At 74.6% G+C, this 14,703-nt stretch carries 15 protein-coding genes; 8 read left to right on the plus strand and 7 right to left on the minus strand.

The annotated features are described in order from the left end of the window. The first annotated feature begins 135 nt into the window (after positions 1-135). Positions 136-861 (plus strand): PP2C family serine/threonine-protein phosphatase, encoded by a 726-nt coding sequence (locus tag ACIA6B_RS04370; RefSeq protein WP_281939475.1) that lies wholly within the window; start codon positions 136-138, stop codon positions 859-861. 6 nt (positions 862-867) lie between these two features. Here ACIA6B_RS04370 and ACIA6B_RS04375 read toward each other — a convergent pair whose 3' ends face one another. Together ACIA6B_RS04375 and ACIA6B_RS04380 are read right to left on the minus strand one after the other, a co-directional pair. Beyond that, entirely contained in the window at positions 868-3,525 is a 2,658-nt protein-coding gene (locus ACIA6B_RS04375) for an ATP-dependent RNA helicase (RefSeq protein WP_396770864.1), read from the minus strand. 76 nt (positions 3,526-3,601) lie between these two features. Beyond that, positions 3,602-4,402: a SigB/SigF/SigG family RNA polymerase sigma factor gene (locus ACIA6B_RS04380; RefSeq protein WP_396770866.1), complete on the minus strand. Its 801-nt coding sequence runs from the start codon at positions 4,400-4,402 to the stop codon at positions 3,602-3,604. A 267-nt stretch (positions 4,403-4,669) separates the two neighbouring features. Here ACIA6B_RS04380 and ACIA6B_RS04385 point away from each other — a divergent pair, with 267 nt between their 5' ends. Continuing rightward, positions 4,670-5,404 (plus strand): hypothetical protein, encoded by a 735-nt coding sequence (locus ACIA6B_RS04385; protein ID WP_396770868.1) that lies wholly within the window; start codon positions 4,670-4,672, stop codon positions 5,402-5,404. On the opposite strand, the gene ACIA6B_RS04390 is transcribed toward ACIA6B_RS04385, so the two are convergent. Next, positions 5,353-6,942: a phospholipase D family protein gene (locus ACIA6B_RS04390; RefSeq protein ID WP_396770870.1), complete on the minus strand. Its 1,590-nt coding sequence runs from the start codon at positions 6,940-6,942 to the stop codon at positions 5,353-5,355. The two genes, ACIA6B_RS04385 and ACIA6B_RS04390, sit on opposite strands and share 52 nt — an antisense overlap. A gap of 142 nt (positions 6,943-7,084) precedes the next feature. Here ACIA6B_RS04390 and ACIA6B_RS04395 point away from each other — a divergent pair, with 142 nt between their 5' ends. Continuing rightward, entirely contained in the window at positions 7,085-7,213 is a 129-nt protein-coding gene (locus ACIA6B_RS04395) for a hypothetical protein (RefSeq protein WP_255563042.1), read from the plus strand. A 62-nt stretch (positions 7,214-7,275) separates the two neighbouring features. Here ACIA6B_RS04395 and ACIA6B_RS04400 read toward each other — a convergent pair whose 3' ends face one another. Together ACIA6B_RS04400 and ACIA6B_RS04405 are read right to left on the minus strand one after the other, a co-directional pair. Further along, complete coding sequence (locus ACIA6B_RS04400; RefSeq protein ID WP_396770872.1) at positions 7,276-8,262, minus strand: pirin family protein; 987 nt, start codon at positions 8,260-8,262, stop codon at positions 7,276-7,278. 11 nt (positions 8,263-8,273) lie between these two features. Further along, complete coding sequence (locus tag ACIA6B_RS04405) at positions 8,274-8,756, minus strand: MarR family winged helix-turn-helix transcriptional regulator (protein ID WP_396770874.1); 483 nt, start codon at positions 8,754-8,756, stop codon at positions 8,274-8,276. 121 nt (positions 8,757-8,877) lie between these two features. On the opposite strand from ACIA6B_RS04405, the gene ACIA6B_RS04410 reads away from it, so the two are divergent. Then, positions 8,878-9,465, plus strand: a complete 588-nt coding sequence (locus ACIA6B_RS04410; RefSeq protein WP_396770876.1) for a DUF1684 domain-containing protein — start codon at positions 8,878-8,880, stop codon at positions 9,463-9,465. 54 nt (positions 9,466-9,519) lie between these two features. Here the strand turns inward: ACIA6B_RS04410 and ACIA6B_RS04415 are convergent, their stop codons facing one another. Then, a complete protein-coding gene (locus tag ACIA6B_RS04415; RefSeq protein ID WP_396770878.1) occupies positions 9,520-10,107 on the minus strand; it encodes a general stress protein in 588 nt (195 codons plus the stop codon). Between the two features lie 109 nt (positions 10,108-10,216). Here ACIA6B_RS04415 and ACIA6B_RS04420 point away from each other — a divergent pair, with 109 nt between their 5' ends. The 3 genes from ACIA6B_RS04420 to ACIA6B_RS04430 are packed head-to-tail and all read left to right on the plus strand — an operon-like array spanning position 10,217 to position 13,365. Continuing rightward, entirely contained in the window at positions 10,217-12,052 is a 1,836-nt protein-coding gene (locus ACIA6B_RS04420; RefSeq protein WP_396770880.1) for a glycoside hydrolase family 15 protein, read from the plus strand. Further along, the gene (locus ACIA6B_RS04425) at positions 12,049-12,828 is read left to right on the plus strand and encodes an SDR family oxidoreductase (RefSeq protein WP_281939494.1); all 780 of its coding nucleotides are present in this window, start codon (positions 12,049-12,051) and stop codon (positions 12,826-12,828) included. Before ACIA6B_RS04420 ends, ACIA6B_RS04425 begins: the two co-directional genes overlap by 4 nt. A gap of 36 nt (positions 12,829-12,864) precedes the next feature. After that, positions 12,865-13,365: a metallophosphoesterase gene (locus ACIA6B_RS04430; RefSeq protein ID WP_281939496.1), complete on the plus strand. Its 501-nt coding sequence runs from the start codon at positions 12,865-12,867 to the stop codon at positions 13,363-13,365. Between the two features lie 9 nt (positions 13,366-13,374). On the opposite strand, the gene ACIA6B_RS04435 is transcribed toward ACIA6B_RS04430, so the two are convergent. Further along, positions 13,375-13,596, minus strand: a complete 222-nt coding sequence (locus ACIA6B_RS04435) for a DUF3072 domain-containing protein (RefSeq protein ID WP_396770883.1) — start codon at positions 13,594-13,596, stop codon at positions 13,375-13,377. Positions 13,597-13,676: 80 nt separating this feature from the next. On the opposite strand from ACIA6B_RS04435, the gene ACIA6B_RS04440 reads away from it, so the two are divergent. Further along, entirely contained in the window at positions 13,677-14,642 is a 966-nt protein-coding gene (locus ACIA6B_RS04440) for an NAD(P)/FAD-dependent oxidoreductase (RefSeq protein WP_396770885.1), read from the plus strand. The last annotated feature ends 61 nt before the right edge of the window (positions 14,643-14,703 follow it).

Raw genomic sequence — 14,703 nt, forward strand, 5'->3', positions numbered from 1 at the left:
TCGCGTTCCGTCGCTGTCAATCGATCCGGTCCGATGGCGGGCGCGCGCCCACGCGCAGTGAGATTCACCGCGCCACGTACGATGGTGGTGATCTCCTAGAGACAACCGAGCCCTCGACCTGGCAGGCTGCGTCCCATGACCCTGAAGCTTCGTTCCGTCGGAGCGAGCGACCGTGGGCTGATCCGCAGCGGCAACCAGGACGCCCAGCACGCGGGCCCCTGGCTGGTCGCGGTCGCCGACGGCATGGGCGGCATGGCGGCCGGCGACCTGGCCAGCCGCATCGCGATCGACGCGATCGCCCCGCTGGACGTGGAGACCCCGGAGGACGCGCTGGTCGCCGCGCTTCAGGGCGCCATCGAGCAGGCCACCGCGGGCATCCGCCGGGCGGTCGAGGAGGACCCGGAACGCCAGGGCATGGGCACCACGCTGACCGCGCTGCTGTTCGCCCGCACCGGGAGCTGCCTGGCGCTGGCGCACGTCGGCGACTCCCGGGCCTACCTGTTCCGCGACGGCGTGCTCAAGCAGGTCACCCGCGACGACACGTTCGTGCAGATGCTCGTCGACCAGGGCCTGATCACCCCCGACCAGGCGAGCAGCCACCCCCGGCGCGCCGTGGTGACCCAGGCGTTGCAGGGCGACCAGGTCTCCCCGGCGTACGCCACCATGGTCCCCCGGGCCGGTGACCGCTGGCTGCTGTGCAGCGACGGCCTCTCCAACGTGGTCCGCGCCGACACGCTCACCGAGGTGCTCGGCGAGGGGCTGGACCGGGACGCCTGCGCGGCCCGGCTCATCGACCTCGCGCTGCGGGCCGGCGGCCCGGACAACATCACCGTGGTGATCGCCGACGTCGTCGAGGAGTGAGCCCGGTCAGCGCCGGCGCGGGCTGGCCCGGCGGGTCGGCTCGGCCGTCGTCGGGTCCTCCGGCCACGGGTGCCGCGGGTAGCGCCCGCGCAGCTCCGCCCGCACCTGCGGATAGCCGGTCCGCCAGAACGAGGCCAGATCCGCGGTGACCGCCACCGGCCGTCCGGCCGGCGAGAGCAGGTGCAGCAGCACCGGCACCCGCCCGTCGGCGATCCGGGGCACGTCCCGCCACCCGAACGTCTCCTGGAGCTTGACCGCGAGCACCGGCGCCGCCGCATCGGCGTAGTCCACCCGGATCCGCGAGCCGCTCGGCACCGTCAGCCGCTCCGGCGCCAGCTCGTCCAGCCGGGCCGCCTGCCGCCAGTCGAGCAGCCGGCGCAGCGCCGTGGTCACGTCGACGCGGGCCAGGTCGGCCCGGCGGCGCGCCCGGCCCAGTTCCGGCCCGAGCCAGCCGGGCGCGGCGGCGAGCAACGCGGTGTCCGACACGTCCGGCCAGTCGTCGCCGAGCGCCTGTCGGCAGAAGGCCAGCCGGTGGCGCAGCGCGGTCGCCTCCGGCGTCCAGCGCAGCAGCCCCGGACCCTCCTGCCGCAGCCCGTCCAGCACCGCCGCCGCGACCAGTTCCGGCTCGGGCGCGGCGAGCGGCCGGTCGACCAGCTCGATCGCGCCGAGACGGACCACCTCCCGGGCCACCACCTCGCCGCCGGACCAGGCGACCTCGCGGCCGTCGCGCAGCAGCGCCGCGCCGGCCTCGCGTGCGGTCGCCTCGTCGACCGGCGCGGCCAGCCGGACCCGGGCGGCCGGCGCGCCGGGGGAGCGGTCGGCGACCGCGACGGCCAGCCACGTCGACCCGGCCAGCCCCGACCCCGCCGCCAGCTCCGCGGCGGTGCCACCGGCCATCAGGTACGCGGACCCGCCGGGCCGGCGCACCCGGGCCAGCCGTTCCGGGTACGCCAACCCGGCCAGCAGCCCGGCGGCCAGATCGTCCGGCAGGCGCTCCGGCCGGCCGCCGGCTTTCTGTCCGGGCTGTTCCGGTGGGCCGCCGATGTCTGCGGCGGGCCGGCGCGGGGGTTGACCGGTCGGCGCTCCGGGCTCCGGCCGGCTGTCGGCGGTGCGGGCGGGCAGGGCGGCGCGGGCGGGCAGGGCGGCGCGCAGCCGGCGTACCTCGGCGCGCCACCGCGCGGTGGCGGCCGGGTCGGTGCCGGCGCGCAGCCGGCGCCACCGGGCCGGCAGGTCGTCCCCCACGCCGCCCGACGACTCGTCGGCGAGCACCGCCACCACCTCGGCCGCCCGGTCGGCGCCGACCCGCTGCACGCCGTCGAGCAACGCCCGGGCCAGCCGGGGATGGGCGCCGACCGACGCGATCGCCCGCCCCCGGGACGTGATCCGACCCTCGGCGTCGACCGCGCCGAGCGTGCCCAGCGTCTCCCGGGCCACGGCCAGCGCCGCCGGCGGCGGCGGATCGGGCAGCGCCAGGCCGCTGCCGTCCGGCGTGCCCCAGGCGGCCAGCTCCAGCGCGAACCCGGTCAGGTCGGCGGTGGCGATCTCCGGTTCGGGCTGCGGGGCGAGCCGGGCGTGCGTCGCCTCCGACCAGCAGCGGTAGACCGCACCCGGCGCCTCCCGCACGGCCCGGCCGGCCCGCTGGGTGGCCGCCGCCCGGGACACCGGCACGGTGACCAGCGCGCCCAGCCCGCGGGCCAGGTCGGTGCGCGGTACCCGGCTCAAGCCGGCGTCCACCACCACCCGCACCCCCGGCACGGTCAGGCTGCTCTCCGCCACGGCGGTGGCCAGCACGACCCGCCGCCGGACGGTTCCCGGGTGGGCGGTTCCTCGGCCGGACGGTGGGGCCAGCGCGGCGTCCTGGGCGGCGCCGGAGAGCCGGCCGTGCAGCGGCAGCACGGCGACCGTGTCGCGCAGGTCGGCCAGTCGCCCGGCGACGGCCGTGATCTCGCCCGCCCCGGGCAGGAAGACCAGCACGTCGCCGGCCCGCTCGCGCAGCGCGCGGCGCACCGTGGCGGCCACGTGGTCGAGCAGCGCCGGGTCCACCCGGCCCGCGCCGGGTGGGGCGATCGGACGCGGCGGTGGCGCCCACACCCGGTCCACCGGGTGCAACGCGGCCTCGGCGCGGACGACCGGGGCGGGCACGCCGCCGCCGAGCAACGCGGCGAACCGGTCCGCCTGCGGGGTCGCCGACATCGCCAGCAGCCAGAGGTCCGGCCGCAGGGTGGCCCGGGCCTCCACGCTGAACGCCAACGCCAGGTCGGCGTCGAGTTGCCGCTCGTGGCACTCGTCCAGCAGGACCGCGTCCACCCCGGGCAGCTCCGGGTCGTGGTGTAGCCGGCGTACCAGCAGGCCGGTGGTGACCACCTCGACCCGGGTCCGGGGCCCGCTCCGGCGCTCGCCCCGGACCGCGTACCCGATCCGGTCGCCGACCCGCTCGCCGAGCAGGGCGGCCATCCGGTGCGCGGCGGCGCGGGCGGCCACCCGCCGGGGCTGGGCGATCACCACCCGCCCGGTGACCGCGTCGGCGACGGCCAGCGGCGCGGTGGTGGTCTTGCCGGTGCCCGGCGGCGCCACCAGCACCCCGGCGCCCGTCGCGCGCAGCGCCTCGACGAGCGCCGGCAGCATCGGCCGGACCGGCAGGTCGAGAGCAACGTCGGCGAGCACGACCCCTACTCTCGCACCCACCGAGAGCAAGCACGGAACGGCCCGGTCGGCGCATCGCCGACCGGGCCGGGACCCGTTAGTACGTGCCGTCGAGCTGGCCGCGCAGCTTGGTCAGCGCCCGCGCCAGCAGCCGGGACACGTGCATCTGCGAGACGCCGATCTGCTCGGCGATCTGCGACTGGGTCAGGTTGCCGTAGAAGCGCAGCGTGAGGATCCGCTGCTCGCGCTGGTCGAGCGTGGCCAGCGCCGGGCCGAGCGCGACCCGCATCTCGGCCAGCTCGAACTCGCCGTCCTCGCCGCCGAGCAGGTCGCCCAGCTCGGTGGCGCGCTCGCCGTCACCGGTGGGGGTGGACAGCGACACCGCGTTGTAGGCGCGGGCGCCTTCCAGGCCCTCCAGCACCTCTTCCTCGGTGACCTTGAGGTGGGCGGCGATGTCGGCGACCGTCGGCGACCGGCCGAGCGTCTGGAGCAGGGTGCTGTTGGCGTCGGAGATCGCCAGGCGCAGCTCCTGGAGCCGGCGCGGCACCCGGATGTCCCAGGTGCGGTCGCGGAAGTGGCGCTTGAGCTCACCGATGATGGTGGGGATGGCGTAACCGGCGAAGTCGACGCCGCGGGACGGGTCGAACTTGTCGATCGCCTTGATCAGCCCGATCGCGGCGGTCTGTGCCAGGTCGTCGTTGGGCTCGCCCCGGCCGCTGTAGCGGTGGGCGAGGTGGTTGGCCAGCGGGAGCCAGGCCTCGATGGCGCGGTCGCGCAGGGCGGCCCGCGAGGGGTGGTTCGGGGGCAGCGCGACCATCGCGTCGAGCAGATTGGCGGCGCTGTCGGTGAGTGAGCGGGGGTCGAGCTTCGCGGGTGCCTTGGTCGTCGGGGCGGTCATGGTGGTCCTCCCTGCACCTCGTCCGCGGAGAAAAAGAAGAGACGCTGTGGTTTAGGTTTAAGTAGTCCGTTCGGGAGCAACCCTAGCCTGATCGGCTAACAGAAATCTAGCCGAAAGTACGATGCATTTACGGTGCATCAGGGTAGGGAAGGTTCTTTTCGGGCCGCAGTTGGCTCGAATCGCCGGGACGGGGTGTCGACTTTCTGTCGTTGTCCCGCCAACGGGACCGCCCGTAGCGTCCGTGGGGAACACGTCTACGGAGGCACCGTGCTCGATCCCGCCGCGCCGCAACTCGTCATCAACGCCCGGACGCTGCTGTTCAGCTGGCTCCCGGCGGACCCGGGCGCGGCCGAGGCGCTGGTGCCGACCGGGCTCCGCCCGCATCCGCAGCGGCAGGTCTTCCTCAACCAGTACGTGGTCGACGACGACACGCAGACCTCCGGCTTCGGGGCCTACTCGCTGACCTACCTGGGCGTCTCCCTCGCGGACATGGAGCCGCCGGACCGGGAGACCCCCGGTGGCTGGTGGACCCACTATCTGGCCTCCAGCGACCGCGTCCGGCAGTACGCCGCCGGGCGGGGCGCCCCGGCCGCCGCCGGGACGACCCGGCTCGACCTGCGGGGCGGGTGGCTCACGGCCGAGACCTGGGTCGACGACCGCCCGCTGATCCGGGTCACCGCCCGGGTCGGGCACACCGGCACCGACGCGTACAGCGGCCACCACCGCTATCTCACCCGCCACCACGGGGAGCTGATCGTCACCGACTACCCGTACGTGGCCGAGCCGGTGTCGCCGTTCGAGGTCGAGTCGGTGGAGTTCCTGGCGCCCGACCATCCGGTCCACGCGCTACGCCCGGCCAACCCGTTGGACGTCTGCTGGGGGTTCTACTCGCCCCGGGTGTCCTTCGCCTATCCGGCCCGGCCGGGTCCGCCGGACGAGCCGGCGGCACGTCACCAGGTGCCGGCGCGTCGGGCCCGCAGCGGCCTGCCGTCCGGGTCGTAGACCAGCCGGTAGGCCGGCAGCGCCCAGATCCGCGTACGCCAGGGCAGTCGTTCGGGATGGTGCGGTCGCAACCGGCCGGGCGGGCGGGGACCGACACGACCGCCGTCGTGCCAGCGGTCCAGCGCGTCCGCCGTCGCGGTGATCGTCGCCACCGCGTCCGCCGGGTCCAGCAGGTCGTCGTCCTGCGTCCCGTCCGGATCCCGGTCCAGGTGCTCGCGCCAGAGCCGCAGCCGCAGGTCCCGGGCGAAGACCCGGGCGCCGTCGCCGAGGCCGGCCGGGTCGGCGGGCGCCCGCTCGTCGCGGGTGTCGTCGAGCACCGCGCAGGACAGCTCACTGTCGTGGGTCCAGGAACGGCGGTTGAAGTTGTCGCTGCCCACGCTGACCCAGACGTCGTCCACCACGCACACCTTGGCGTGCACGTAGACCGGGGTGCCCTCGTGGTTCTCCACGTCGAAGACGTGCACCCGGTCCGGGGCGGCCCGCTGGCAGAGCGAGAGCGCCTGCTCCCGGCCCACCATGTTCGGCGGCAGCGCCCACTTGCCGTCCACGTCCGGGTGTCGGGGCACCACCGCCACCAGGTGCAGCTCCGGGTGCTCGCGCAACGCCTGGGCGAACAGCTCGGCCACCTCGGTGGACCAGAGGTACTGGTCCTCCAGGTAGATCAGCCGACGGGCCCGGCGGACCGCCTTGGTGTAGCCACGGGCGACGGTGCGCTCGCCGTCCGGGGCGAAGGAGTAGCGCGGGCGGACCGCCGGATAGGTGCGCAACACCTGGATGTGGTGCGGGCCGCGGGGCGGCGGGTCGGCGGGCTGCTCGGGCAGCGGGTCCGGGGTGAGGTCGGAGCCGCGCAGCCGGTCCCGCAGGTAGGCCAGCGGGTTCTCCGAGTCCAGCGGCATCGGGTCGGTCCACCGCTCGCGGAACGTGGTGTCCAGCGCGCCCACCACCGGGCCGCGCACCGCGAGCTGCACGTCGTGCCAGGGCGGGGTGGGGCCGTACCGGGGGGACATGGCCACCGGCTGCGGGTCGCCCTCGTGCCCGGCGTCGTCGCGGCGGCTGTGGCAGAGGTCGATGCCGCCGGCGAACGCGATGTCGCGTTCCGGCTCGTCGGGGTGGCGTAGCACAACCAGCTTCTGGTGGTGCGATCCGCCGCGCCGCACCCGCTGGTCGAGCAGCACCTCGCCGCCGGCGGCCCGGATCGTCTCGCTGAGGTCGCGGTTCTCCGCCTCGCTGTAGGAGAGCGTGTCGAGGTGGGAGCGCCAGAGCAGCCCTTTGACGATCACCCCGCGCTGGGCGGCCCGCGCGAACAGTTGGGCCACGGTCGGCCCGTCGGGGCGCATCCGTTCGTCCGGGTCGCCCCGCCAGTCGGTGAAGAACAGGTGGTCGCCCTCGCCCAGCGACTCCACCTCGCTGACCAGCCGGTCAAAGTACGCGGATCCGTGAATCAGCGGCTCGGCGAGGTTTCCATCCGTCCAGACGGGTAACTCAGACTTCGGGTTGGCGCGTTCCTGTGCGGTGAGGAACCAGTCCCGCAGGGTCACGTTCCAGCCTCCCGAGGTCGACGACAGTCCTCACACGGTAGGACCCCCGGACGGGCCCCGCACCACGACCCAGCAGGTCGGCGGCGGTACGCGCCTGGGGTACCCCGGACCCCAGGATCGCGAAACCCAAGGAGGCACAGACATGCCCGCCGAGACGACGAACACCGTGACCGACGGCCGCGACCAGGCGGTGGAGGGGGAGCGGGGTGCGCTGGTGGCGGTCCTGTTGATGGTGATCCTCGGGGTGGCCGGGATCTTCGCCGTCTCCTGAGCCCGCGCCGGGCGCCCCGGCGAACCGGAGCGCCCGAGCGGGGCCGTGCCGTGACCGCCCGGTCAGGGGCGGTCGCCCTGACCGGCGCTGTGCGGCAACCGCCCGGTCGGGATCACCCCGAGCCGGCCGGCCTGGAAGTCCTCGACCGCCTGGATCAGCTCGGCCCGGGTGTTCATCACGAACGGGCCGTAGTGCGCCACCGGCTCGCGGATCGGCTGGCCGCCCATCAGGTAGAGCTCCAGCGCCGGGGTGTTGCCGTCCTGCGTCCGGTCGGCGGTGATCCGCAGCGCGTCGCCGGGGCCGTGCACGGCGAGCTGACCCAGGTGGATCGGCTGCCGGTCGGTGCCGACCGTGCCCCGGCCGGCCAGCACGTAGACGAGCGCGTTGAAGTCCGGCCGCCAGGGCAGGCTCAGCTCGGCCCCGGGCTGCAACGTCACGTGCGCGATGGTGATCGGCGTGTGGGTCGAGCCCGGCCCCCGGTGCCCGGCGATCTCGCCGGCGATCACCCGGATCAGGCCGCCGCCGTCGGGCGTGGTGAGCAGCGCCGACTCCCGGCCGCGGATGTCCTGGTAGCGCGGCGCGCTCATCTTGGCCACCCGGGGCAGGTTGACCCAGAGCTGGAGACCGTGGAACAGGCCGCCGCTCATCACCAGCTGCTCCGGCGGCGCCTCGATGTGGAGCAGGCCACTGCCGGCCGTCATCCACTGGGTGTCGCCGTCGGTGATGGTGCCGCCGCCACCTGTCGAGTCCTGGTGGTCCATGATCCCGTCGATCATGTAGGTCACCGTCTCGAAGCCCCGGTGCGGATGCCACGAGGTGCCCTTCGGCTCACCCGGCGCGTAGTCCACCTCGCCCATCTGGTCGAGGTGGATGAACGGGTCGAGATCGGTCATGGAGACCCCGGCGAAGGCACGGCGGACCGGGAAGCCCTCGCCCTCGTAGCCGCTGGGCGCGGTGGTGACCCGGCGGACCGGGCGGTAGCTGGTGGACTCGTCGAGCTTCGGCAGGCGGGGCAGGACGAGGACGTCGTCGACGGTGATCGCGGGCATCACGGGCTCCTTTACTTGTCGGCCGGGGTGGACGACGCGACGCGGTCGGCGCGCAGGCGCCGGCCGAGTCGATCGAAGACCCGGGTGAGGCAGGCGACCTCGGCGTCGTCGAGGTCGTCGATCAGGTGGGTGCGCACGGAGCGGAGATGGTGCGGTGCGGCCTCGCGCAGGGCCAGCAGGCCGGCCGCGGTGAGCACGGCCTCGCTGCCGCGCCGGTCGGCCGGACAGGACTCCTTGGCCACCAGGCCGCGCTTCTGCATGGAGGTGACCTGGTAGGTCAACCGGCTCGGGGAGAACACCAGCCGGTCGGCCAGCTCGCCCATGCGCAGCCGCTGCCCGGGCGCCTCGGAGAGCAGCACCAGCACGTGGTAGTCGGCGAAGCTCAGCTCGCTGGCCGCGCGCAGGTCGTCCTCCAACTGGGTGAACAGCCGCTGGCTCGACTCGATGTAGGCCCGCCAGCAGGCCATCCGCTCCGCGTCCAGGCTCTCCGTCATGCCGCAAAGGTAGCACTATTTAAAATTTAAACAAGTGCCTTCGGCGTGGCCGTCAGCACAGCCCTGTCTGTAGGAGAGCAATCGTCGAAATTTGAAGCGACCGCCCGGCTAGGGTCGGGGGATGGACGACCTCGACGTGCTCGACTGGCGGGAGCGGGTGGCCGGGCTCTACCTGTCCGACCTCGACCTGAGCGGGTTCCGGGCCGCCCGCGACGAGCTGTTCCGCAGCCACCCGAGCAGCCCGGTGCCGCCCGCCGACCGGGCCGGGTTCACCGGACTGCGTTGGTACCCGCCGGACCCGGCCGCCGTGGTGGAGGCGCCGCTGCGGCCCGCCACCGGCGCGCTGAGCATCGACACCGGCGGGCCCGACGGCGTGGTCGACTACCGCCGGGTGGCGGTCGCCGAGACGCCCTGGGGGCCGCTCACCCTGTGGTGGATCGACGCGTACGGGGGCGGGCTGTTCGTGCCGCTGCGCGACGCGAGCTGCGGCCACGGGTCCTACGGCGGCGGGCGCTACCTGACCGACACGGTGAAGGGCACGTTCGGGCGGGGCCTGACCGTGCTGCCCGGCAACCGGGTCCGGCTGGACGCCAACTACCTCTACAACCCCAGTTGCGCCTACGACGACCGGTGGGCCTGCCCGCTCGCCCCGCCGGAGAACCGCCTCGACGTGCCGCTGCGCGCCGGGGAGCGGGCGTACCACGGGTGACGCGGCACGGGAGGACCCCGACCGGGACCCTCCCGCGCGTGGCCGCCGGCCGCCTCAGCGGGCGGTGGCCCCGGTGGGCGTCAGGTGCATCCGGCCGAGCATCTGCCGGGCCCGCTCCGCCAGCTCCGCGTCCACGGTGACCGCGTACTGGCTGGCCCGCAGCGAGCTGGCCGAGGTGAAGTCGCGCTGACCACCGCTCATGGCGTGCGCGACCGCGCCGAACACGGCGCCCCAGATCGCGCCGATCACCAGCCCGACCAGGATCACCGCCAACCAGTTGCCGGCCGTGAAGATGCCGAAGAGCAACCCGATGAACAGGCCGAACCAGGCGCCGGTGCCGGCGCCCAACAGCGCCGCCCGACCCGTGGTGAGCCGCCCCATCACGGTCTCCACCAGTGTCAGGTTGGTGCCGACGATCGACGTCCGTTCCACCGGGAACCGGTTGTCGGCCAGATAGTCCACCACGCGTTGCGCGGACGGATAGTCCGGGTACGAGCCGATCGTGACGGTCGGCGGGCCGGCCTGCGGCCCGTGCCCGTCCCCGCTCGGCGGCGTCGGGCGACCGCCCGGGCCGGACGGGAGGTTGTCGCTGCCCGGCATCCCGGGTCGCCAGGCCGCGGTCGGAGTCGAGGGTCTGGTCATGAGCATCCTCCTTCGTCAACTCGCCGCGTTCCCGACACCGGCGAGCGGTAACGCGGCGGCCCGCGCCGATCCCCGGGCATGGTGACGGCGAGGCCGGGTAGCCCGTGACGTGCGGACCGGACGGATCAGTGAGCACGGCTTCCTCGCCGACGGGCGCAGCGCCGCCCTGGTGGACACCGCCGGCGCGGTCAACTGGTGGTGCCCGGCCCGGTTCGACGGGCCGTCGGTCTTCGGGCGGCTGCTGGACGACGACGCCGGGCACTGGGCCATCCACCCGGAGGGCGAGTTCACCAGCACCCGGTCCTACCTGGACGACGCGCTGGTGCTGCGTACCGTCTTCACCACGCCGACCGGGACGGTGGCCGTCACCGACGCGTTGGCGCTGGAGCCCGGCGCGCGCGGGCACGACGTCGGGCTGCGGTCGCCGCGGGTGCTCGTGCGGCTGGTCGAGGGGATCGACGGCGAGGTGCCGATGTGGGTGGACTACGCGCCGCGGTTCGAGTACGGCCGGGTCGGCGCCTACCTCACCGAGCGCGACGGGGTGGTGGTGGCCACCGCCGGGGCGTGCCGGCTGGAGCTGCGCGCCGACCTGGACCTGACGTTCGCCGACGGGACCGCCGTCGGGCGGTTCACCGCCCGCGCCGGCAGCGCCCACCACTTCACCCTCGGGTACGCCCCGACCTACGCCGGCGGGACGCCGACGCTGCCCGACGCCGCCGAGGTGGTGGCCGAAACGGTCGCCGGCTGGCGGTCCTGGGCCGAGCTGCACGACTACCGGGGGGAGTACCGCGACCTGGTCCGGCGCAGCGCGCTCGTGGTGCAGGGGATGACCTACGGCCCGAGCGGCGCGGTCGTCGCGGCAGCCACCACCGCGCTACCGGAACAGCTCGGCGGAGACCGCAACTACGACTACCGTTTCGTCTGGCTCCGCGACTTCAGCCTGACGCTCCAGGCGCTCTGGCGGGCCGCCTGCCCGGACGAGGCGGACCGGCAGTTCACCTGGGTGGCCCGGGCGATGGGCCGGCTCGGCGACGCCACCGCCCCGATCATGTACGGGGTCGAGGGGGAGCGGGACCTGACCGAGCACGACCTCGACCACCTCGCCGGGTACGCCGGCAGCCGGCCGGTGCTGGTCGGCAACGACGCCTGGCGGCAGCGGCAGAACGACGTGCTGGGCGAGGTGCTCGACGCCGCCTGGCTGATGCGGCACTACCTCGACCCGATGTCACCCGACGTGCGCCACCTGCTGTGCACGCTCGCCGACCAGGCGGTACGCGACTGGCACCGGCCGGACGCCGGGATGTGGGAGGCGCGCGACGCCGAGCGGCACTACGTCTCGTCCAAGGTGCAGTGCTGGACCGCGCTGGACCGGGCGGTGCGGTTCGGGCCGCGGCTCGGCGACCCGGCCGACGTGGCCCGCTGGGCGGCGGCCCGGGACGAGGTCCGGGCGGCGGTGCTCACCCGGGGCTGGAACGAGCGGGTCGGCGCGTACACCGGCGCGTTCGACTCCGACGACCTGGACGCCTCGGTGCTGATCATGCCGCTTGTCGGGTTCCTGCCGGCGGACGACCCGCGGATGCGCGCCACGATGGACGTGATCGAGCGGCGACTGTCCCACAACGGCCTGCTGCGGCGCTGGGACGGGGACCCGGCCGGCTTCGTGATCTGCTCGTTCTGGCTGGCCGGTTGCCTGGCCGAGGCGGGCGAGCTGGACCGGGCCCGGCGGTTGTTCGAGCAACTCGCCGCCCGCACGAACGATCTCGGCCTGTACGCCGAGCAGATCGACCAGGTCACCGGCGAGCAGCTCGGGAACTTCCCGCAGGCGTTCTCGCACATCGGCCTGATCAACGCCGCCGGCCGGATCACCGAGTCCGCCGCGCGGTTCGCGCACGACCGACCGGCCGTGCCGACCGGCGCGGCCCGCACGGAGGGAGCACGCGGATGACCGGACGGCTGGCGGGCAAGACCGCCCTGATCACCGGCTCGGACTCGGGCATCGGCCAGGCCACCGCCATCGAGTTCGGCCGGGAGGGCGCCGACGTGGTGGTGCACTACCTGCACGACCACGCCGGGGCCAACCACACCCGGGCCGAGATCGAGTCCGCCGGCGGGCGGGCCGTGGTGGTGCAGGGCGACATCAGCGTCGAGCACCAGGTCGACGCGATGTTCGACGAGGCGCTGGCCGAGTTCGACCGGCTGGACGTGCTGATGAACGACGCCGGCGTGGACGCCTCCGGCATCCCGGTGGCCGACCTGGACACCGAGACCTGGGACCGGTGTATCCGCACCAACCTCTACGGGATGTTCTTCTGCTGCCGGCGGTTCGTCCGGCACCGCCGGGACGCCGGCGGCGGCGGAAAGATCATCAACATCACCTCGATCCACCAGGAGGTGGCCCGGGCCGGCGGCGCGGACTACGACGCCAGCAAGGGCGGCATGCTGGAGCTGGCCAAGAGCCTGGCGCTGGAGGTCGCCCCGATGCGGATGAACGTCAACAACATCGGGCCCGGCATGGTGCTCACCCCGTTCAACCAGGAGGCCATCGACGACCCGAAGTACCTGCACGAGCAGGTGCAGAGCATCCCGTGGAAGCGGGCCGCCGAGCCGGCCGAGATCGCGAAACTGGCGGTCTTCCTGGCCAGCGCCGACGCCGACTACGTGACCGGGTCGACGTACTTCATGGACGGCGGCCTGATGCAGAACCAGGGCCAGGGCGCCTGAGCGGCGCCGTCGCGCCGGGTGCGGGAGGATGGCGCGGTGAAGCTGGTCGTCATGGCGGACACGCACGTGCCGAAGCGGGCGCGGGACCTGCCGGAACCGCTCTGGGCGGCGGTGGACGCCGCCGACGTGGTGGTGCACGCGGGGGACTGGGTGGACGAGGCGCTGCTGGACGCGCTCGAGGCACGGTCGCGCCGGCTGGTCGGCGTGTACGGCAACAACGACGGGCCGGCGTTGCGGGCCCGGCTGCCCGAGGTGGCCCGTGTCGAGCTGGCCGGGCTCCGGGTCGCGGTGGTGCACGAGACCGGTCCGAAGACCCGGCGGGAGGAGCGGTGCGCCGCCGCGTACCGCGACTGTGACCTGCTGGTCTTCGGCCACTCGCACATCCCGTGGGACACCGTCGCGCCGGGCGGCCTGCGGCTGCTCAACCCCGGCTCGCCCACCGACCGGCGAGCCCAGCCGTACGCGACCTACCTGACCGCCCGGGTGGCGGCGGGGCGGCTCGACCGCGTCGAGCTGCACCGCCTCCCCCCGCGCTGATCGCCGGGCTCAGCGCCCCCGGCCGGTCTCCGCCTGGAGCTCGTCGATCCGTCGGGACGCCTCCGCCTTGGTCAGCCCCTCCGGCACCGTCTCGCCCGCCTCCTGGGCCAGGGTGTGCAGGTAGGACTCCTGGGCCGCGGTGGGCGGCTCGTCGCCGGTCACCCAGTCGTCCGGGTCCTTGACGGCGGCGTCCGGGTTCCCGGTGGTGCGGTCGTTGGTGCGGTCAGCCATGATGATCACCCTTTCTCGAACGGATGTGCCATTACCCCCGTGCCGGCGGGTTCATGCCGGCCGGCACCTACGATCAACCGATGACAGCGGACCGGGCGGGTGTGGTGGTGGTCGGCGCGGGCATCGCCGGGGTGGCGTGCGCGACCGAGCTGGCTCGGGCCGGCATCCCCGTCGAGGTACGCGAACGCGCCCGGGTGACCGGTGGGCGGATGGCCAGCAAGCGCTTCGACGGGCGGCCGGCCGACCTGGGCGCCGCCTACTTCACCGTCGACGACCCGGACTTCGCCGCCGTGGTCGCCGGCTGGCAGGCCGCCGGGCTGGTCCGGGAGTGGACCGACACGCTCGTCGCGTACGGGCCGCGCGGCCGGGAGCAGGTGACCGGCCCGATGCGCTGGGCCGCCCCCCGCGGGCTGCGCTCGCTCGTCGAACACCTGGCCGCCGACCTGCCGGTCACGCACGACCGGCTGATCATGATGGTCGAGCCGGGGCCCCGGGTGGACGGCCGGGCCGCCGAGGCGGCGGTGCTCGCCATGCCGGGCCCGCAGGCCGCCCTGCTGCTCGACCCGGCGCTGGAGACGGCCACCCGCGCGGCGGCGACCCAACGCTGGTCGTCCACGCTCTCCGCGGTGCTGCACTTCCCGTCCCGCCGCTGGTCCGACTTCCGGGGCGCGTTCGTCAACGACCACCCGGTGCTGAGCCTGGTCTGCGACGACGGCGACCGGCGTGGCGACGGCGCCCCGGTGCTGGTCGCGCACACCACGCCGGCGTTCGCCGCGGGGCACCTGCTGCAACCGACCGCCGCCCGGCCGGAGATCGAACAGGCCGTCCGGGACCTGCTCGGGCTGCCCGAGCCGGCCCTGTCGACCCACGTGCACCGCTGGACGTACGCCCGGCCGGTGGTGACCGGCGCGGACGGCACGTTCCACCTGGACGACGACGGGATCGGCCTGGCCGGCGACGCGTTCGGCCGGCCCCGGGTGCAGAGCGCCTGGCGGTCCGGCCACGACCTCGGTCGGGCGTTGGCCGCCCGGCTGGGCGGGGACTGACCCCCCCCGCGCGGGCCGGACGCGACGCCCGCCGCGCGGGCCGGACGCGACGCCGCAAGGA

It is taken from the genome of Micromonospora sp. NPDC051141, assembly GCF_044455765.1.
Lineage (GTDB): Bacteria > Actinomycetota > Actinomycetes > Mycobacteriales > Micromonosporaceae > Micromonospora.